The sequence below is a fragment of the Mycobacterium sp. genome, assembly GCF_036490025.1.
Classification (GTDB): Bacteria; Actinomycetota; Actinomycetes; order Mycobacteriales; family Mycobacteriaceae; genus Mycobacterium.
The window spans coordinates 16,852-36,838 of record NZ_DASXEP010000187.1 but is presented as its reverse complement, the minus strand read 5'-3'; the positions used below and the strand labels follow the sequence as shown (position 1 = coordinate 36,838).

General features: G+C 66.8%; 15 protein-coding genes. 8 read left to right on the top strand and 7 right to left on the bottom strand.

The features are described from left to right. Positions 1 to 276, top strand: a 276-nt coding sequence (locus VGG53_RS22140; protein ID WP_331520265.1) for an IS30 family transposase, incomplete at its 5' end; no start/stop codon positions are given. Between the two features lie 279 nt (positions 277 to 555). Here the strand turns inward: VGG53_RS22140 and VGG53_RS22135 are convergent. Then, positions 556 to 1,896 (bottom strand): acetyl-CoA C-acetyltransferase, encoded by a 1,341-nt coding sequence (locus VGG53_RS22135; protein WP_331520264.1) that lies wholly within the window; start codon positions 1,894 to 1,896, stop codon positions 556 to 558. Positions 1,897 to 2,017: 121 nt separating this feature from the next. Between VGG53_RS22135 and VGG53_RS22130 the strand changes: the two genes are divergently transcribed. Beyond that, on the top strand, positions 2,018 to 3,370 hold the full coding sequence (locus VGG53_RS22130; protein ID WP_331520263.1) for a 3-oxoacyl-ACP reductase: 1,353 nt from the start codon (positions 2,018 to 2,020) through the stop codon (positions 3,368 to 3,370). Between the two features lie 18 nt (positions 3,371 to 3,388). Next, the gene (locus tag VGG53_RS22125) at positions 3,389 to 4,231 is read left to right on the top strand and encodes a MaoC/PaaZ C-terminal domain-containing protein (RefSeq protein ID WP_331520262.1); all 843 of its coding nucleotides are present in this window, start codon (positions 3,389 to 3,391) and stop codon (positions 4,229 to 4,231) included. Here VGG53_RS22125 and VGG53_RS22120 read toward each other — a convergent pair. The 3 genes from VGG53_RS22120 to VGG53_RS22110 all read right to left on the bottom strand — a co-directional run bounded on the left by VGG53_RS22120 (position 4,217) and on the right by VGG53_RS22110 (position 7,333). Beyond that, the gene (locus VGG53_RS22120; RefSeq protein WP_331520266.1) at positions 4,217 to 5,455 is read right to left on the bottom strand and encodes a chloride channel protein; all 1,239 of its coding nucleotides are present in this window, start codon (positions 5,453 to 5,455) and stop codon (positions 4,217 to 4,219) included. The two genes, VGG53_RS22125 and VGG53_RS22120, sit on opposite strands and share 15 nt — an antisense overlap. A gap of 7 nt (positions 5,456 to 5,462) precedes the next feature. Continuing rightward, positions 5,463 to 6,092, bottom strand: a complete 630-nt coding sequence (locus VGG53_RS22115; RefSeq protein ID WP_331520261.1) for a TetR/AcrR family transcriptional regulator — start codon at positions 6,090 to 6,092, stop codon at positions 5,463 to 5,465. 83 nt (positions 6,093 to 6,175) lie between these two features. Continuing rightward, positions 6,176 to 7,333 (bottom strand): glycoside hydrolase family 3 N-terminal domain-containing protein, encoded by a 1,158-nt coding sequence (locus VGG53_RS22110; RefSeq protein WP_331520260.1) that lies wholly within the window; start codon positions 7,331 to 7,333, stop codon positions 6,176 to 6,178. 94 nt (positions 7,334 to 7,427) lie between these two features. On the opposite strand from VGG53_RS22110, the gene VGG53_RS22105 reads away from it, so the two are divergent. The 4 genes from VGG53_RS22105 (at position 7,428) to VGG53_RS22090 (ending at position 15,121) form a co-directional block, all read left to right on the top strand. Continuing rightward, a complete protein-coding gene (locus VGG53_RS22105; RefSeq protein ID WP_331520259.1) occupies positions 7,428 to 7,601 on the top strand; it encodes a DUF2613 domain-containing protein in 174 nt (57 codons plus the stop codon). Positions 7,602 to 7,612: 11 nt separating this feature from the next. Then, positions 7,613 to 11,833: a DUF3367 domain-containing protein gene (locus tag VGG53_RS22100; RefSeq protein ID WP_331520258.1), complete on the top strand. Its 4,221-nt coding sequence runs from the start codon at positions 7,613 to 7,615 to the stop codon at positions 11,831 to 11,833. A gap of 116 nt (positions 11,834 to 11,949) precedes the next feature. Next, complete coding sequence (locus VGG53_RS22095; protein WP_331520257.1) at positions 11,950 to 13,593, top strand: alpha/beta hydrolase; 1,644 nt, start codon at positions 11,950 to 11,952, stop codon at positions 13,591 to 13,593. Between the two features lie 82 nt (positions 13,594 to 13,675). Continuing rightward, positions 13,676 to 15,121, top strand: coding sequence for a lipase maturation factor family protein (locus tag VGG53_RS22090; protein WP_331520256.1), 1,446 nt, complete (start codon positions 13,676 to 13,678; stop codon positions 15,119 to 15,121). A 4-nt stretch (positions 15,122 to 15,125) separates the two neighbouring features. Here the strand turns inward: VGG53_RS22090 and VGG53_RS22085 are convergent, their stop codons facing one another. Continuing rightward, on the bottom strand, positions 15,126 to 16,772 hold the full coding sequence (locus VGG53_RS22085; RefSeq protein WP_331520255.1) for an acetolactate synthase large subunit: 1,647 nt from the start codon (positions 16,770 to 16,772) through the stop codon (positions 15,126 to 15,128). Positions 16,773 to 16,853: 81 nt separating this feature from the next. Between VGG53_RS22085 and VGG53_RS22080 the strand changes: the two genes are divergently transcribed. Next, positions 16,854 to 18,230, top strand: coding sequence for an NADP-dependent succinic semialdehyde dehydrogenase (locus tag VGG53_RS22080; RefSeq protein WP_331520254.1), 1,377 nt, complete (start codon positions 16,854 to 16,856; stop codon positions 18,228 to 18,230). Between the two features lie 73 nt (positions 18,231 to 18,303). On the opposite strand, the gene VGG53_RS22075 is transcribed toward VGG53_RS22080, so the two are convergent. Both VGG53_RS22075 and VGG53_RS22070 read right to left on the bottom strand, forming a co-directional pair. Continuing rightward, entirely contained in the window at positions 18,304 to 19,239 is a 936-nt protein-coding gene (locus VGG53_RS22075; RefSeq protein ID WP_331520253.1) for a R2-like ligand-binding oxidase, read from the bottom strand. Continuing rightward, positions 19,236 to 19,928 carry a TetR/AcrR family transcriptional regulator gene (locus VGG53_RS22070; RefSeq protein WP_331520252.1) on the bottom strand — a complete coding sequence of 231 codons (693 nt, stop codon included), beginning with the start codon at positions 19,926 to 19,928 and terminating at the stop codon, positions 19,236 to 19,238. Before VGG53_RS22070 ends, VGG53_RS22075 begins: the two co-directional genes overlap by 4 nt. Between the last annotated feature and the right edge of the window lie 59 nt (positions 19,929 to 19,987).

Sequence of the window (19,987 nt, the reverse complement as noted above, 5' to 3'; positions counted from 1 at the left end):
TGGGACCAGGGCGCCGAGATGGCGCGCCACAAACAGTTCGCGATGGCCACCGACATGGCCGTCTACTTCTGCGATCCGGCCAGCCCCTGGCAGCGCGGTACCAACGAGAACACCAACGGACTACTCCGCCAGTACTTCCCCAAAGGCACCGACCTCAGCATGTTCGCACCCGCAGACCTCGAACACGTCGCCCAGCAACTCAACGGGCGCCCACGCAAAACGCTCGGCTGGGATACCCCAGCCGAGCGTTTACGTGATCTACAAACCACCCAATAACCAGGCAGTGTTGCAACGACTCCTAGAAACCGCCCGGCAGAGGCGGGGGATTTTGCTGTGAACCTCAGCCAGGGGAGGGGCCGCCGCGGGATCCCCTCATTCCATCGGCGGCCCCAGTTTCGACTTGGCCCTGTCGAACAGGCCGGTAGTCGAGTCAAGGACGCTCCGCGCTGCCATCGGGTCGGGGGTCGGACGACAACACGGAGCTATCCGACCAGATGGCTACCCGGGCGTTGCTGTCGCTAAACGCCGCGCGTAACCGTCATAGCCGTGCGGCGATCAGGCCTCCAGGATGGCGGCGACGGCCTGGCCACCCGCGGCGCAGATCGAGATCAGCCCGCGCAACGGTTTCTCGGCCGCGCCCTTCTGCTGCATCTTGGCCTCGGACAGCTGCTTGGCCAGCTGCGCGAGAATGCGCCCGCCGGTGGCAGCAAACGGGTGACCAGCGGCCAGCGACGACCCGTTGATGTTCAGCTTGGACCGATCGATGGACCCCAGCGCCGAGTCCAGCCCCAGTCGTTCCTTGCAGTACTCCTCGGACTCCCAGGCCTGCAGGTGCGCCAGCACCACCGAGGCAAACGCCTCGTGGATCTCGTAGAAGTCGAAATCCTGCAGGCTCAACCCATTTCGCGCCAGCAGCCGCGGCACCGCGTACGTCGGCGCCATCAGCAGGCCATCGGGGCCGTTGACGTAATCGACGGCTGCCGTCTCGGCGTCGACGAAGTAGGCCAGCGGGGTCAGCGAGTGCTCGGCGGCCCACTCCTCGGTGGACAGCAACGCCACCGACGCGCCGTCGGTCAATGGCGTTGAGTTTCCGGCTGTCATCGTGGCGTCGCCGGCCTTCACGCCGAACACCGGCTTGAGCTTGGCCAGCTTCTCCGCCGACGCGTCCGGGCGCAGGTTGTCGTCGCGGAAGAGGCCCAGGAACGGGGTAACCAGGTCGTCGAAGAAGCCGCGGTCGTAGGCCGCTGCCATGTTGCGGTGGCTGGCGGCCGCCAGCTCGTCCTGGTCGACCCGCTTGATACCCATCTGCTTGGCGGTGATCGCCTGGTGCTCGCCCATCGACAGCCCGGTGCGTGGTTCGCTGTTCACCGGAATCTCCACGCCGAGACTGGCCGGGAGTTTGCCGACCAGCTTCAGTCGATCCAGGTTGGACTTGGACCGGCGCAGACCCAGCAGGGTGTGCCGCAGGTTGTTGCCCAGCGCAATGGGCGCGTCAGAGGTGGTGTCCACCCCGCCGGCGGCGGCGACGTCGTAACGGCCCGCGGCGATGCCGTCCGCCGCGGCGATCGCCGCCTGCAACCCTGTTCCACAGGCTTGCTGCAGGTCGAAGGCCGGGGTATACGACGACAGCGCGGAGCCGAGCACGCTTTCGCGCATCAAGTTGAAGTCGCGGCTGTGCTTGAGAACCGCGCCACCGATCACCGCGCCCAGCCGCTGACCGGCCAGACCGAACCGGTCGACCAGTCCACCCAGCGCGGCGGTGAACATGTCCTGATTGGATGCGTCGGCGTAGGCGCGGTCCGAGCGCGCGAACGGGATTCGATTGCCGCCCAGCACCGCGACGCGTCGCTTGGCGGCAGTCGCCTGGGAACTCGCAGAGGTGCTTTCAGTAGCCACGCTTATCTCCGTCGGTTGTTGGTTATTCAGTGTTTGGAGCCACCCTACTCACCCTTCTTACTCTGAAGTAAGTTAGCTCTCGACTACGGTACTGATACCCGACAGCACGGAAGGCAACCCAGTGGCAGCCGATTTATTCTCCCAAGTCGTCAACTCCGGGCCCGGCTCGTTTCTCGCCAAGCAGCTTGGCATTCCGCAGCCCGAAACGCTGCGACGCTATCGGGCCGGTGACCCGCCGCTGGCCGGCTCGTTGCTGATCGGCGGCGAGGGCCGGGTGGTCGAGCCGCTGCGGACCGCGCTGGACGCGGACTATGACGTAGTGGGCGCCAATCTGGGCGGTCGCTGGGCGGATTCGTTCGGCGGGCTGGTGTTCGACGCCACCGGCATCACCACACCCGCCGGGCTGACGGCCCTGCACGAGTTCTTCACGCCGCTGCTGCGCAACATCGGCCACTCCGGCCGCGTGGTCGTCGTCGGCACCACCCCCGACGAAGCCAACAGCGCCGATGAGCGAATTGCCCAGCGCGCGCTGGAAGGCTTCACCCGCTCGCTGGGCAAGGAGGTGCAGCACGGCTCCACTGTCGCGCTGGTCTACGTGTCCCCGGACGCCAAGCCGGCCGCCACCGGCCTCGAGTCGACGTTGCGGTTCCTGTTGTCGGCCAAGTCGGCCTACGTGGACGGACAGGTCTTCTACGTCGGCGCCCACGACTCGACTCCAGCGGCCGACTGGGACCGGCCGCTGGACGGCAAGGTGGGCATCGTGACCGGTGCCGCGCGGGGCATCGGCGCGACGATCGCCGAGGTGTTCGCCCGCGACGGGGCCCGCGTCGTCGCGATCGACGTGGAGTCCGCCGCCGAAGCCCTGGCCGAGACGGCCGCCCGCGTCGGCGGTACCGCACTGACACTCGACGTCACCGCCGACGACGCCGTCGACCGGATCACCGAGCATCTGCGTGAGCACTACGACGGGCACGCCGACATCTTGGTCAACAACGCCGGCATCACCCGCGACAAGCTGCTGGCGAACATGGACGACGCGCGGTGGAATTCCGTTCTTACCGTCAACTTGCTTGCGCCGCAACGCCTTACCGAAGGGCTGGTCGGCAATGGCAGTATCGGCGATGGTGGCCGGGTGATCGGCCTGTCGTCGATGGCCGGCATCGCGGGCAACCGCGGCCAGACCAACTACGCCACCACCAAGGCCGGCATGATCGGGCTCACCCAGGCGCTGGCGCCGCAGCTCGGCGAGAAGGGCGTCACGATCAACGCCGTTGCGCCCGGCTTCATCGAGACCCAGATGACGGCTGCGATCCCGCTGGCCACCCGCGAGGTGGGCCGTCGACTCAATTCCCTGTACCAGGGCGGACAACCGGTCGACGTGGCCGAAACGATCGCCTACTTCGCCAGCCCTGCCTCAAACGCGGTGACGGGTAACGTCATCCGCGTCTGCGGCCAGGCCATGCTCGGCGCCTGAGCAGTAAGGAAGAACCCAGTGACCCAACCAAGCGGTCTGAAAAACATGCTGCGCGCGGCCGCCGGGGCGTTGCCGTTCGTGCCCCGCGGCGACCAGTTGCCCACCCGGACAGTGACCGTCGACGAATTGCCCATCGATCGCGCGAACGTTGCCGAGTACGCCGCGGTGACCGGCCTGCGTTATGCCGACGCAGTGCCGCTGACCTATCCGTTCGCGTTGACGTTTCCAACGATGATGTCGCTGGTGACGGGATTCGACTTCCCGTTCGCAGCAATGGGATCCGTCCATATCGAAAACCGGATCACCCAGCACCGGCCGATCAGGGTGACTGACACGGTCAAAATCGCGGTACATGCGGAGAACCTGCGCGAGCACCGCAAGGGCCTGCTGGTCGATCTGGTGACCGATGTGAGCGTCGGCAACGAGGTGGCCTGGCGCCAGGTCACGACTTTCCTGCATCAGCAGCGCACCAGCCTGTCCGACGAGCCCAAACCACCGCCGCAGAAGCAGCCCAAGCTACCCGCACCCAACGCGGTCCTGCGGATCAGCCCGGGCCAGATTCGTCGCTACGCCGCCGTCGGCGGCGACCATAATCCGATTCACACCAACCCCGTTGGGGCCAAGCTGTTCGGATTCCCCACGGTTATTGCGCACGGAATGTTCAGTGCGGCAGCGGTATTGGCGAACCTGGAGCCCAGCCTCCCCGAGGCGGTGACGTATTCGGTGCGGTTCGGCAAACCCGTGCTGCTGCCGGCCAGCGCCGGGTTGTACCTCGATCAGGTCCAGGACGGCTGGGATATCAGCCTGCGCAATATCGCCAAGGGATACCCGTACCTCACCGGCACCTTACGGGCGAACTAGCCCGGGGCCGCGCTCGACGAGCAGCAGTAAACCGTAGGCGCCCAAGGCTGCCACCAGGAATACCAGCAGCAGCCACAGCGGTGGCCGGGCGAGCTCCCAGACGAAGATCGCAGCCCAAAACGGCGTGCGCTGAGTGACCGCAAGCACGCCGGCCGCACCCGCCATCGAGATGGCCGAAACGTGAAAGTGGGTTCCCATCGCGACGTTGATGATCAACACGAACAGCGTTCCAGCGGCCGCGCCGGTGGCCAGTGCCGGAGTGAGCAAACCGCCCACCGCCCCGGCACGCAGAAAGACTGCCGTGACAAGGGGTTTCAAGGCCAGAACCGCGACGGCAGTTTGCAAGGTCATCCCGCCGGCCAGGGTCGCGGTCAGGATCGACTTGCCGTTGCCGGGCAGTTCGGGCCACCAGTGCGAGCAGACGCCGATCAGCAACCCCGCACCGCCGATCGCTGGGACCAGCAGCCACGATCGGCTCAGCGCACGCTGCTGTGCCGCTGCCATCAGGCGGTTGAAGGCCAATCCCACCACCAGGGTCAACGGGGCCAACGCCAGCGCATAGGCAATCAGCCGGTAGGAGTTGTTTGCGTTGGGCCAGTATAGGTTCGGCTGGTTGTGAGTGACGAACGAGGCGACGGCGACGGCCAGGCTCGAGGTGATCAGCGCCGCGCCTACCGCTCGGGGGTGCCAGCTTCTCAACACGATGCGCAAGGTGAACAACGCACCACCGAGTGGCACGGCATACACCGCGCCGAGCCCGGCGCCGGCCGCGCACGCCAGCAGGATCTCACGGTCGCGCGCCGACAACCGCTTCAGCCATCCGGTCGCAACATCCCCGAGCGCCGCGGCGAGTTGGCGCGGCGCTCCTTCCCGCCCCAACGACGCGCCGGAGCCGACCACCAGCACCTGCAGTGCCGCGTCGAAACCGAATGGCAGCAGGCGAATACGCTGCCTGCTGGCGATGGCCGCGGACAGCGGCGGAACGTCGGCCCTCGACCGGAGCAGCCACCAGCCCAGTCCTGCGAGGCCGGCACCGACCATCGGTCCCACCGCCCGACGGACCGGGCTGCTCGCCGTGACGCCCTGCAGTAGTGATCCGAATGTGTAGTGATACGTGAGGTGCTCGACATAGCGCAACAGCAACGTCGTCGCCAACCCGGCGAGCCCCGCGAGCAACCCGACGATCACCACCGCGCACACGAAGTCGGCGTTGCGGCGATGCATCACGCGACTAGCTGGATTCGGTGGCGGGTTCGGCGGCGTCTCGTTCGGTCGGCACGCCCTTGAGCCCGCGCCAGAACAGATTGATCATCAATTCGGCTGCGCCGTCCAGATCGGTATCGCCGGTACTGAGCCGGGTCGCGATCGCCTCGCCTGCGCCCACCAACGCCACCGCGATCATGTCGAAATCGGTATCGGGCTCCGGGTGTTTGGTGCCGGACTCCAGTATTCGAGCAACCAAGGCGATGATGCGCTCGCGCCCCTCGCGCACGGTGTGAGCGAACGTCTGCGAGCTGGTGGCCTGGGCGTACATCACGATCCACGACGAGCGGTTGGCGTCGATATAGCGCATGAACGCGCTAATGGTGTTGCGCAGCAAGTCTTTCGGGCTCTGCTCGAGATTGATGTCTTCGCGCACACCGTCGATGAATCGCGCCATCTCGCGGTCCAGGCACGCGCCGAACAGTTCCTCCTTGGAGCCGTAGTACAGATAGAGCATCGGCTTGGAGATCTCGGCTTTTGCAGCGATCGCATCCATCGACGTGTCGTGATAGCCGTTGACGGAGAACATCTCCACCGCGGCGTCCAGCATCTGTTGCTCACGAACAGCACGGGGCAACCGCTTGGTACCACCTGCCATGCTGTCCCCTTCTAGCAACGCCGGCGCGGGTCAGGCGAGACTGCGTCAGTTCAGATTAGGCAATGCGGGGCCGCGCCGCCGGATTACGGTCCGCAGTCAGGCTTTGGGCCTTTGAACTTCGCGATCCGCAGCACCGACGCGTTGACGCTGGGCATCGTCAACTCCCCTGCGGCCACGGCCCTCTCCAGCCGGTCCAGCACCGCCGGCACCTGGTCGGTGGTGACCCACAGCGCCACGTCGGTGCCGGCCTGCAAAGCGCGCAACACCGCGTCGGGCACGCTGTAGCGGTCCTTGATCGCGGCCATGCTGGACAAGTCGTCGCTGAACACCGGGCCGTCGAAGGCCGGGCCGTGGTACCCGGTGCCGGTACGCAGCAACTGCACGGCGGCGCGGTTCACGCTGGCCGGTTCGTCGCCGGTGAGCCCGGGCACCTGCAGATGACCGACCATCACGCCGACCGAGCTGGCAGTCACCAGCGTGCGGTACGGCACCAGATCGTCGTTCTGCAGCTGGGACAGCGGCGGCGTGACGACTCCGCCGGTGTGCGAGTCGCCGGATCCGTGCCCGTGGCCGGGGAAATGCTTGAGCACCGGCAGCAGGCCGGCATCGCGCAGGCCGTGGGCGTAGGCGCCGGCGTACTCGGTGACTTTTGCCGGATCCGAGCCGAACGACCGATCGCCGATCACGGTGTCGTCGGGGGCGTCGGTGACATCGACATCTGGCGCGAAGTCGACGGTGATGCCGAGGCCGCGCATCCGGTGGCCGCGGTCCAGCGCCATGCCGTAGACCTCGTCGGGGGTGTGCGTCTGGGCCAGCACCCGCGCCGACGGCGCCGGTCCGATCAGCGAGGACAGCCGCGCCACCCGGCCGCCCTCCTCGTCGACGCTGACCGCCACGGGTAGTGCCGTGCTCGCACTCAAGTTCTTGACCATGCCGTTGGACAACATCGACAGGTCAGTCCAGCTGCCGATGAAGACGCCCCCGACGTGGTTGTTTGCCACCACGGCTTGGGCGTCGTCGCCGCTCCGTACCCCGACCATCAACAGCTGAGCCAGCTTGTCGCGGGTCGACATCGCCGACAGGATCGCCGCCGGATCCCCGCACGCCGGCCGGGCCGGCGGGATCGCCTTTGCCGGCGATGACGCGGCCGGGGCGGAGTTGGGCCGTTGAGGAGTGTGGCCACACCCCGCCGTCAGCGCCGTGACGGTGGCAAATACAGCCAGAACGCGCGGGAAAACCATCAGGCCATGCTGTCATGGGATCCGTTCGCGCTGCTGCCCCACCCCGGCGGCGCGCAGGCGGCCGCGACCTCGTCTTCTGCTAGGTTGGGCAGCTATGAATCGCTTTGTTGCCCCCGCCGCCGCCAGCGTCGTGGTCGGTCTGTTGCTGGGTGCAGCAGCGATCTTCGGGATCACCTTGATGGTGCAGCAGGACACCAAGCCAGCACTCCCCGGGGGCGACCCGCAGTCGTCGGTGCTCAACCGGGTCGAGTACGGCAACCGCAGCTAGCCCTGCAATGGATGCGGGCCGAACTGGGCCCCGTTGAGGTCATGCCGGTGTCTCGACGCTGGCTGTGGTTGGTCACGGCGGTCGCACTCGCATTGAGCTTTGGCTCGTCACCCGGCCAGATCTCCCCCGACACCAAACTCGACCTCACCGCCAACCCGCTGCGCTTCCTGGTTCGGGCGACCAATTTGTGGAACAGCGAACTGCCGTTCGGGCAGGCGCAGAACCAGGCCTACGGCTACCTTTTCCCGCACGGCACGTTCTTCGTGGCCGGTCACCTGCTGGGCCTGCCGGGCTGGATCACCCAACGGCTGTGGTGGGCGCTGTTACTGACGGTCGGCTTTTGGGGACTGCTGCGCGTCGCCGAAGCACTGGGCATCGGCAGCCCGACGTCGCGCGCTGTCGCCGCCGCGGCCTTCGCGCTCTCACCGCGGGTTCTGAGCACGCTGGGTTCGATCTCCTCGGAGACCCTGCCGATCATGTTGGCCCCGTGGGTGTTGCTGCCCACGATTCTGGCGCTGCGCGGAGGTGATTCCAACGGGCCCTCGGTGCGTCGGCTGGCCGGTCAGGCCGGGGTGGCCGTCGCGTTGATGGGGGCGGTCAATGCGATCGCGACGCTGGCCGGGTGTCTGCCCGCGGTGATCTGGTGGGCCTGTCACCGGCCCAACCGGCGATGGTGGCGTTACACCGCGTGGTGGTTGCTAGCTCTGATGCTGGCGATGACGTGGTGGCTGGTGGCGTTGGTTCTGATGGCCCGGATCAGTCCGCCGTTTCTGGACTTCATCGAATCGTCCGGCGTGACGACGCAGTGGTCGTCGTTGGTCGAGGTGCTGCGCGGCACCGACAGCTGGACACCGTTCGTGGCGCCCAACGCCACCGCGGGTGCGTCGCTGGTCACCGGGTCGGTTGCCATCCTGGCCACCGCTCTGGTGGCGGCAGCCGGGCTGGCCGGGCTTGCCATGAGTTGTATGCCCGCCCGTGGCCGATTGGTGACGATGCTCTTGGTCGGCGTGGTGCTGCTGGGCGCCGGGTACAGCGGCGGGTTGGGCTCACCGCTGGCGCAGCACGTGCAGGCTTTCCTGGACGCCGGCGGAGCACCACTGCGCAACGTGCACAAACTCGAGTCGCTGATCCGTATCCCCATCGTGTTAGGACTGGCTCAGCTGCTCGGCCGGATACCGTTGCCGGGCAGCGCACCGAAACCGTTGTGGTTGAAGGCATTCACCCATCCCGAGCGCCACAAGCGGGCCGCGGTCGGCATTGTGGTGCTGACCGCGCTGATGGCCGCGACATCGCTGGCCTGGACGGGGCGCATCACCCCGCCCGGCACCTACGACGCGATTCCGCGGTATTGGCAGGACACCGCCGACTGGTTGTCCGCGCACAACACCGGCGTGCCAACCCCCGGCCGCGTGCTGGTGGTGCCCGGCGCGCCATTCGCCACCCAGCTGTGGGGCACCAGCCACGACGAACCCCTGCAGGTGCTCGGCGACAGCCCGTGGGGTGTGCGTGACTCCATCCCGCTGACCCCGCCGCCGACCATCCGCGCACTGGACTCGGTCCAACGGCTGTTCGCCGCCGGAATGCCGTCCGCGGGCCTGGCCGATACCCTTGCCCGCCAAGGCATTTCGTATGTGGTAGTGCGTAACGACCTGGACCCGGACGCGTCGCGCTCGGCGCGCCCGATCCTGGTGCACCGGGCCATCACCGGATCGCCGCGACTGCTGAAAGTCGCCCAGTTCGGCGCGCCCGTCGGTCCCGGCCCGGTGTCGGGGTTCGTCACCGACAGCGGACTGCGTCCCCGATACCCCGCCGTGGAGATCTACCGCGTCACCGCGACAGCCGGCGATCCCGCCGCTCCCTACCTCGCCGACCTCGACCAGATGCCCCGTGTCGACGGCGGCCCCGAGGCGCTGTTGCGGCTCGACGAGCGCCGACGACTGTCCGGTCGGCCACCGCTCGGTCCGGCACTGATGACGGCGGACGCCGTCGGAACGGGCCTACCGGCGCCGGTCGTCACCGTCACCGATACACCGCTGGCACGGGAGATCGACTACGGCCGGGTCGACAACCACGCGTCGGCGATCCGCGCCGCCGGCGACACCCGACACACCTTCAACCGGGTTCCGGACTATCCGAGCCCAGGCGCTCAGACCGTCTACGGCTCGTGGACCGGCGGCCGCCTGACGGCATCGAGTTCGTCGTCGGACTCCACGGTATTGCCCGACGTCGCCACCGCCGCATCACCGGCTGCTGCGATCGACGCCGATTCGGCGACAGCCTGGGTATCCAACGGATTGCAGTCGGCCGTCGGTCAATGGCTTCAGGTCGACTTCGACCACCCGGTGACCAACAGCGTCATCACCATCACCCCCAGCGCGACCACCGTCGGCGCGCAAGTTCGCCGCGTCGAAGTCGAAACTGCAACCGGTACAACGACATTGCGGTTCGACGAGGCCGGCAAACCCGTCAGCGCGGCGCTGCCGTACGGCGAGACCCCGTGGGTCCGCGTCACCGCGATCGGCACCGACGACGGGTCGCCCGGGGTGCAGTTCGCGATCACCGACCTCTCGATCACGCAGTACGACGCCCGCGGCTTCGCGCATCCGGTCAACCTGCGCCACACCGCCCTCGTTCCTGCTCCACCGCCGAATGCCGCTGTCGCACAATGGGATCTGGGCTCTGACCCGTTGGGCAGGCCGGGGTGCGCGATGGGCCTGACGAACGTGCAGTGCGCGCCCTCGATGGCGCTGGCGACCGAGTCGCCGGCGACGTTCAGCCGGACGCTGAGCGTGCCCGCGCCGATGTCGGTGACGCCAACGGTCTGGGTACGCGCCCGGTCGGGACCCAAACTGGCCGATCTGGTCGCCGAGCCGGACACCACCCGCGCCCGCGGCGACTCCGATCTGGTCGACGTGCTGGGCGCCGCCTCCGCGGCCACCGATGGCGACCCCGCCACTGCGTGGAGGGCGCCGCAGCAAGTGGTGCAGCACAAAACGCCGCCGACGCTGACCCTCACCCTGCCGCGGCCCACCGAGGTCACCGCGCTACGGATCACACCCAGCACGGCACAGGTGCCCGCGCACCCGACCGTGATAGCTGTCGACGTCGGTGACGGCCCGCAAGTCCGCACGCTGAAAACCGCAGGGCGACAAGACGTGCCGCTCAAGCCACGTATCACCGACACCGTCACGATCAGCCTGCTCGACTGGAAGGACGTCATCGACCGCACCGCGTTGGGCTTCGACCAGCTCAAACCACCGGGGCTTGCCGAGATCGCGGCACTGGGCACCGACGGCAAACCGATCGCTGCCGCCGACGCCACCCGCAACCGGGTTCGCGAGATCACCGTCGACTGCGAGCACGGACCGATCATCGCGATCGCCGGCCGGTTTGTGCACACCGCGGTCCACACCACGGTCGGCGCGTTGCTGGACGGCGCTCCGGTGACCGCCCAGCCGTGCGACCCGCAGCCGATCATGCTGCCGACCGGTCAGCAGGAGCTATTGGTAAGCCCCGGACCGCAATTCGTCGTCGACGGCGCGGGATTGTCCGGGCCGCCGGCGGCCCGGCTACCCACCGCGGCAGCGACACCGGCGTCGACCGGGATGTGGGGCCCTTCCCGTCGGGAGGTGCGGGTGGACGAGGCCAAGTCGACGCGGGCGCTGGTCGTGCCGGAAAGCATCAACGCCGGGTGGGTGGCACGCACCAGTTACGGGACTCGGTTGACGCCGTTGGCGGTCAACGGATGGCAGCAGGGATGGGTGCTGCCGGCAGGAACGTCGGGCACCATCACGCTGACCTTCGCGCCCAACTCGCTGTACCGCGTCGGCCTGGCCGGCGGGCTGGCGCTGCTGCCGCTGCTGGCGCTGTTGGCGTGGTGGCCGCAGCGACGCGGGCCCACTGATTCCGCTGCGCGCCCGTGGACGCCGGGGCCGTGGGTCGCCGTCGCGATGCTGGCGGCCGGCGCGGTGATCGCCGGGGTAGCGGGTGTCGCCGTGTTCGGTGCCGCGCTGGGCCTGCGCTGGGTGCTGCGCGATCGTCCGCGGCGACGCGACGTCATCGCCGTGTGGCTCAGCGCCGGTGGGCTGATCCTCGCGGGCGCGGCGCTGTCGCGGCATCCGTGGCGGTCCGTCGACGGGTACGCGGGCCATTCGGCCGCCGTCCAACTGCTCGCCCTCGTTCCTCTTGCGGCACTGTCCGCTTCAACGGTGACGCGAACTGCTGAGCGCTAAAGCACAGCTGTGCATGCGGAGCCCATCCCGCGTGATCTGCGTCGTCCGCCGACTTGCCGGGCGACTCTGCTGCTGTTACGGGATAGTCAACGCTTTCCTGTGAGGTGGTGAGACCCGTGGGGTTGACGGTGGCCGACATCGATCGGTGGAGCGCGGAGGCGGTGCGCGAGGTGTTCCACGCGGCCGATGCGCGCGGGCAGGCAACCTTGACGACGGCACGCCAACTGAGCTCGTTGGCGGTGTTCGACACCTGGCAGGGCGCCACCGCTCAAGCCCGCAGCCACACCAACGCCTCGATCCGGCTCGACCTCGACGCGCATGGCAACGAGTCGCTGGCGGTGGCGCGCGCGGCCGGCCGGGCGGCCGACGATATCGCGCACCTGCAGTCCGCGTTGAACACGTTGCGCCGCGACGCCGCCGAGTTGCAGATGACCATCGACTCCGTCACCAACAAGGTGGTGCCGAGTTCGAGTTTCGACGGTCCGCCGACCGCAGCACTGATCGCCAGGATTCAACTGCAGCATCGACTGGATGCGATTGTGGCCGAGGCTGATTCAGCCGACCGTGAACTGGCCGACGCGATCAATATGGCCGACGGCGACCGGCCGATTCCGCCGGGACCGCACGACAACCGGCCGCGCATCCAAGATGCGCTGTCCGGGCCGTTGCCCCGTGATCCGAACCAGTTCAACGAGCTGTGGAATCAGCTCAGCCGCGAAGAAAAGGATTGGCTCTACCGCCAGGACCACGGCCTCGGCAACCACGCCGGGATGCCGTGGGATCCCCCGGACCACTTGGGCCGAGACCACTACAACCGCTTGCACCTCACTGAGCTCGCGCAGCAATCCCAATCCGACGTCACGCGGCTACAGCACAGCATTGACGAGCTGATGACCGAACCCCACGTGGACGATCGCGCGGTGTATGCGTTGCTGTTCGAATTGGCCGCGGCCAGAACGCATCTCGCGGGCTATCAGGCCGTTCAAGCGGGATTGAACCGCACCGACGGGCCGAGACGCTACCTGGGTTTACTAGACGAGTTCGGCCACGGTGCCGTGTCGATCGCGAACCCGGATATCGCACGCCGCAATGCGATCTTCGTACCCGGGACGGGCCAGGACTTGGCTCGGCTACCGTTCAGCGACGAGAAGGCGCTGGCCATGTACACCGCCGCATTCGCCGCCGACCCGATCCTGCGACCCGGGGATGTCGCGGTGACGACATGGATGGGTTACGACCGCCCAATGGATCTCAGCCGCGCGGCCTTTCCGCAGCCCGCGCACGGCGGCGCGGACCGGTTGGACATATTTGAAAACGGGCAGCGGGCGTCACACGTCGGCGCGCCGTCCGTCGATACCGTGATCGGCCACAGTTATGGCTCGACGGCGATCGGGGCGGCGGCCTCCGGGGGGCACCACCTCGACGCCGACAACGTCATCGCGGTCGGAAGCCCGGGCATGCTGGTCGACCGCGCCGGCGGGCTGAGTCTGCATCCCGGCGGCAACGTCTATGTGATGCGCGCCGCCAACGACATGATCAGCATGGGCGGCATCGTCACCGAATGGACGTTGGGAGCTGACCCAACCGCACCGGGCTTCGGCGCCATGCAGCTGGCCGCCGATGCCGGACCGGCCAGCCGTTTCGGTCTGCCCAGCATCGCCGCCCACAGCAGCTACTGGCTGGGCGGCAACAAGGCGCTGGCGAACTTCGGCGCCGTCATCGCCGGCGTACCGCCGCCCTACCTCGTCGGGCAACGATGATCCGTGGGCTCGGGGGTTTTGCTACCGGCCGACCGGGTACGCGCGAGAATAGGAACTCCACTCCTCGTCAGGAGCCACGGACATGGGCTGGTTGAGCGCGCCGGAATATTGGTTGAGCAGGCTGGTATTGGAGCGTGGCATCGCGATTGTCTATGTCTTCGCATTCGTCGCGGCGGCACGGCAGTTCCGGGCACTGCTCGGGGAGCACGGTTTGCTGCCGGTGCCGCGCTATCTGGCCCGACACTCGTTCGCACAAACGCCCAGCATCTTTCACCTGCACTACTCCGATCGGTTCTTCGCGACGGTCGCGTGGTCGGCTGCGGCGCTGGCGGCGGCGATGGCGGCGGGGTTGGTTGACGTGGTCCCGCTCTGGGTGGCGGTGTTGTTGTGGCTGCTGCTCTGGGTGCTCTACCTGTCGATCGTCAACGTCGGCCAAACGTGGTACTCGTTCGGCTGGGAGTCGCTGTTGCTGGAAATGGGTTTCCTGGCAACCTTTCTCGGCAACGACCGGATCGCGCCGCCGGTGCTGGCGATCTGGCTCGCACGGTTGCTGCTGTTTCGGCTCGAGTTCGGCGCCGGCCTGATCAAACTCCGCGGCGACTCCTGCTGGCGGGACCTGACCTGCCTGTACTACCACCACGAGACCCAGCCGATGCCGGGGCCGCTGAGCTGGTTTTTCCACCACTTACCCAAGCCGCTGCATCGAGTCGAGGCGGCCGGCAACCATGTCGCGCAGCTGATCGTTCCGTTCGGTCTGTTCGCCCCGCAACCCGTCGCGGGCATCGCCGGGGCGATTGTTGTCGTCACCCAGCTGTGGCTGGTGGCGTCCGGTAACTTCGCCTGGCTCAACTGGTTGACGATCCTACTGGGGTGCAGCGCGATCGACGCGTCGACCGTGGCGGCGGTGCTGCCGATCCCGCACCAGCCGGCGCTGAGTGAAGCTCCGCGCTGGTTCAGCGCGCTGGTGATCGCCTTCGCGGCGCTGACGCTGCTGTTGACCTACTGGCCGGTGCGCAACATGATCTCGCGTCGTCAGCGAATGAACATGTCGTTCAACCCGTTTCACTTGATCAATACCTACGGGGCGTTCGGCAGCATCGGCCGCACGCGCCGCGAGGCGGTGATCGAGGGCACCGACGAGCCGACGGTCACCGAGCAGACAATCTGGCGAGAATACGAATTCAAGGGCAAGCCGACAGCGGTCCGACGACTCCCGCGGCAATGGGCGCCGTATCACCTGCGACTGGATTGGCTGATGTGGTTCGCCGCGATCTCCCCGCAGTACGCCTATTCATGGCTGCGCCCATTCTTGGTGCGGCTCTTGCAGAATGATCCGGCGACGCTGCGGCTGCTGCGCCGGAATCCCTTCCCGGACAACCCGCCGCGTTACGTGCGTGCCCAGCTGTATCGGTACCGTTTCACCACCGCGGCCGAATTGCGACGCGATCACGCGTGGTGGCATCGCACGCTGGAAGGCGAGTATCTGCGGCCCATTGCGCTGACGGATGTGATGACCCCGCCCGGTTAGACGGCTACAGGGTCTCGTCGAGCTCGCCCAGCCGGTCCGTCAGTCGCAGGTTTTCGGAATAGTCGACCGGGCAGCAGATGAGCGAAACACCGTCGTCCTCGAGAGCGGCCGTCAACGTGGGCAGCAGTTCGTCGGCACTGGTGATCTGATAACCCTTGGCACCAAAGCTTTCCGCATACTTCACGATGTCCGGATTGCCGAACCGCACATAGTGGTGCTCGCCGAGTTCGAGATCCATCTTCCACTCGATGAGTCCGTAGCCGCCGTCTTCCCAAATCAGTACAACCAGCGGTATCTGCTCCCGGACGGCGGTCTCGATCTCTTGAGAGTTCATCAGGAACGCCCCGTCGCCGACCACGGCCAGCACCTTCGACTCCGGCTGCGCCAGCTTGACTCCCAGCGCGCCAGGTAGCGCGAAGCTCATGGTGGACAAGCCATTTGAGATCAGACAGGTATTGCGTTCGTAGGTCGGGTAGAGCCGTGCCATCCACATTTTGGTCGCACCCGTGTCCACGAGCACCACATCGCTGCGGTCCAGCGCGGTGCGGGTGTCGGCGACCACCCGTGCGGGCGCTAGCGGATAGCGCGAATCCTGCTGTCCCCGGGCCATTTCCTCGCTGAGCAGACCCGAGCCGGGAATCTCCGGATCGGCGACAAATACATGATCGTCGAGCGCCTCGGTGAGCGCGTCGAGCGAAGCGGTGATGTCGCCGATGATCCCGACGTCCACCGAATAGTGCGCATCGACCTCGGCCGGGAATCGGTGGATATGGATGATCTTCTTGTCGGCCTTGGGATTGATCCGGACGGGGTCGAACTCCTGCAGCTCATATCCGACCGCGATGACGGCGTCGGCGTTGTCGAACCCGAAGTTGACGTAGTCGTGCCGCATGAACCCCAGCGCCCCGATGCTGTTGGGGTGGTCATCGGGGATCACGCCCTTGCCGTGGAAGGTGCTGGCCACCGGGACGCCGAATTTCTCGGAGAACCGCACCAACGCATCGGTGGCGTCGGACCGGGCGGCGCCGTGTCCGGCCAGCACCACCGGCCGCTTGGCCTGACGCAGGATATCGACCGCACGCGCCACTTGGCGGAAGGCCGGCGCGTCGGCGCGAACGACGTTGCGCGGCAACGGGCCCAGGTCGTAGTCGTCTTCATCGGCATCTATGTGTTCGGGCACCGCCAGGTACACCGCCGCCGGGCGTTCGGTCTCGGCGACCTTGAACGCTTTGCGGACCATTTCCGGTATCGCCTGCGCGGTCGGGATGCCGGCGGCCCACCGGGTGATCGGCGCGAACATCGACACCAGGTCGACGTACTGGTGCGACTCCTTGTACTGCCGGTTCTGGCCCACTTGCGCGGAGATCGCGACCAACGGCGTGCTGTTGGTGGTGGCGTCGGCGACACCGAGTTGCATGTTGATCGCACCCGGGCCCAGCGTGGCGGACACCACCGCCGCCCGTCCGGTGACCCGGCCGTACATCTCGGCCATGAACGACGCCGCCTGCTCGTGCCGAGTGAGCACATACCGGATGTCAGAGGCGGCCAGCGCCTGCACGAAGCGGATGTTCTCCTCGCCTGGCAGCCCAAACACCACCTCAACGCCCTCGTTTTCCAGGCACTTGACTATCAGCTCGGCAGCTTTGCTCATCCGGCACCTCCGTTTCGGAACGATAGTGGCAGGCTAGGTGTTGGACGCTTTATCAACCATCGCAAGCGAAGGATGTCAACCGTGCCCATCGCCACGATCAACCCGGCCACCGGCGAGACAATCAAGACCTTCACCGCCGCAACCGACAACGAAGTCGACGCTGCAATAGCGCGAGCCCACGAACGGTTCCTCGACTACCACCACTCCACTACGTTTGCCCAGCGCGCCGAGTGGGCAAACGCCACCGCCAACCTTTTGGAGAAGGAAGCCGACGAGGTCGGGGCGATGATGACCCTCGAGATGGGCAAGACCCTCAAATCGGCCAAGGCTGAAGCGATCAAGTGCGCCAAGGGTTTTCGTTACTACGCCGAAAATGCCGAGAAGCTGTTGGCCGACGAGCCCGCCGAGGCGTCGAAGGTCGGCGCGAAGCGCGCCTACACCCGCTACCAGCCCCTTGGGGTGGTGCTGGCCGTCATGCCGTGGAATTTCCCGTTGTGGCAGGCGGTCCGGTTCGCCGCGCCTGCGCTGATGGCAGGCAACGTCGGGCTGCTCAAGCACGCCTCCAACGTGCCGCAGTCGGCGCTGTACCTGTCCGACGTCATCGCCCGCGGCGGGTTCCCGGAGGGGTGTTTCCAGACGCTGCTGGTGTCGTCCAAGGCTGTCGAGGCCATCCTGCGCGATCCCCGGGTCGCCGCGGCCACCCTGACCGGGAGCGAACCCGCCGGTCAATCCGTCGCCGCCATCTGCGGCGACGAGATCAAACCCAGCGTGATGGAGCTCGGTGGCAGCGACCCGTTCATCGTGATGCCGTCCGTCGACCTCGACGAGGCCGTGAAGACCGCGGTCACCGCCAGGGTGCAGAACAACGGCCAGTCCTGTATCGCCGCAAAGCGGTTCATCGTGCACACCGACATCTATGACGCGTTCGTCGACAAGTTCGTCGAAAAGATGCAGGCCCTTAAGGTCGGCGACCCGACCGACTCGGACACCGACGTGGGTCCGCTGGCCACCGAGTCGGGCCGCGACGAGATCGCCAAGCAGGTCGACGAGGCGGTCGCCGCGGGTGCGAAGGTGCGCCTCGGCGGCAAGGCGCCGGACCAGCCGGGCTGGTTCTACCCGCCGACGGTGGTCACCGACATCACCAAGGACATGGCGCTCTACACCGAAGAGGTCTTCGGCCCGGTGGCCTCGATGTACCGGGCCTCCGGCATCGACGAGGCGATCGAAATCGCCAACGCCACCACATTCGGGCTCGGATCCAACGCCTGGACCAATGACGAAGCCGAGCAGGAGCGCTTCATCGACGACATCGAGGCCGGGCAGGTCTTCATCAACGGGATGACGGTGTCCTACCCCGAACTCGGGTTCGGCGGCGTCAAGCGGTCAGGCTATGGCCGCGAGCTCGCAGGCCTTGGGATTCGCGCGTTCTGCAACGCCAAGACCGTGTGGGTGGGGTAGCCACTCCCCTGCCGAGCAGACGCAGAATCGCGCAGCGACGGCGATCTGCGTGCGATTCTGCGTCTGCTCGCCGTTAAACGCCGGCGAGAACCTTGGCGTCCTCGTCGGCGAAGGTGTCCTCCAACTGCAGCGGCGAGTAGTCGAGATCGATCTCGGCAAGCGGCCGTCCGCGGGCGCTGCTGATGGTGCCGAACCGCCGCATCCCTTTGTCGGCCGCGTACTGCATGAACTCGTCCGCCGAAAGACCGAAGGGCATCGGGTCGTACAGCGCGAAGCCCTCTTCGATGAGACGCAAGCCGAGCGGCATCAGCTCGTTCATCCGCGCCTCGAAGACGTCCCAGTTGCGGTCGTCGGCGGCGACATGACGCCGACAGGTGAAGGTGCCCCAGGCCATGTGGCGTCGCTCGTCGTCACCGATGCGCCGTACCAGTTCCTGCATCCCGGGCAGGATGCCGCGCTCCACACAGATCTTGTGCCAGCCAAAGTATCCGGTGAGCGCCAGCATGCCTTCGACCATGTGGTTGTAGGTGACCGAGGCGCGGATCTGGGCCGCCGGTGACGGGTCGGTCGACAAGGCGTTGAGCGACGCCGGCAACTCCTCGTAGAAAATCGTGCGGTAGGTGGGCACGTCCTCGAGATATTCGTGCAGATCTTCGGTGATGCCGACAGCGTCGAGCCACATCCGGAAAACCTGGGTGTGCTTGGCCTCTTCGAAGGCGAACTGGGTCAGGTACATTTCGTCGCCGAGACGACCCTCGGCCCGCATCGCGGACATGAACGGCTGGATGTCCTCGGTCACCGCTTCCTCACCGGCGATGAATTCCGCGCACAGCCGGGTGGCGTAGTGGCGTTCGTCGTCGGTGAGCCGCTCCCAGTCCGCGCGCTCGCGGGAGAAGTCGATGTCGGCGGGATTCCAGAACTTCGCGTTACCGCCGGCGAACAGCTTGAGCGGCAAGCTGTCCCAGTTGAGTCCGCCCGCCACCATTGAGCGTGTACTTGTGCGTGTCATGTGACCACCTCAGATCTGTTGGGGCTGAATTGTTTTGCGGTCGAAGAGGTTTCCGCGAACGCTGCAGTCAATACGGCCACCAGCCTGCGTACCGCCAGCGCCGGCTGCTCCGGACTCGGTTCGTCGAGCCCCAGGATCGGGTCCAGTCCACGCATGTATGGCGCCAGCGCGAGATGCGGAAAGATCAACAGCAGCAACGACAACAGCGCGTCGATGTCGGCGTCCTTGCCTAAATCACCGCGGACCTGAGCGTCGCGCACCAGCGGCCGCAGCACTTCCAGGTAATGGCGGTGAATGACGCTGCGCACGCTGACGCGGGCCTCGGTGTCGACCTCCAGGCTCGCCGCCGCATGCAGCGCGCGTTCATGCGGGTGGTCGGCGAAATAGGCGACCCAGGCGTCGAGCCAGTCGGTCAGGAAGTCGAAGAACGGCCGGCTCGGATCGAGCTGACGGATCCGCTCTTCCATATACATCCGGACCCGCTGGCTGACGACGTCGGTGATGAACGCGTACAAGTCGCGCTTGTCGGCGAAGTACTGGAACAGGCTGCCTTTGGCCACGCCCGCACGCCGGGCGATGACGTTCAGGCTGCCGGCGGAAAATCCATGCGCCCCGAACTCCGCCTCCGCAGCTTCCACGACCGCCGCGCGGCGCGCCGGGTCGACGCGAGCCCAAGTGACCGTCGGCATCAGCCCTCCTGTAATTGGATGACCACTGGTCACTCTACTGTGAGCCAGGTCACTTCTCA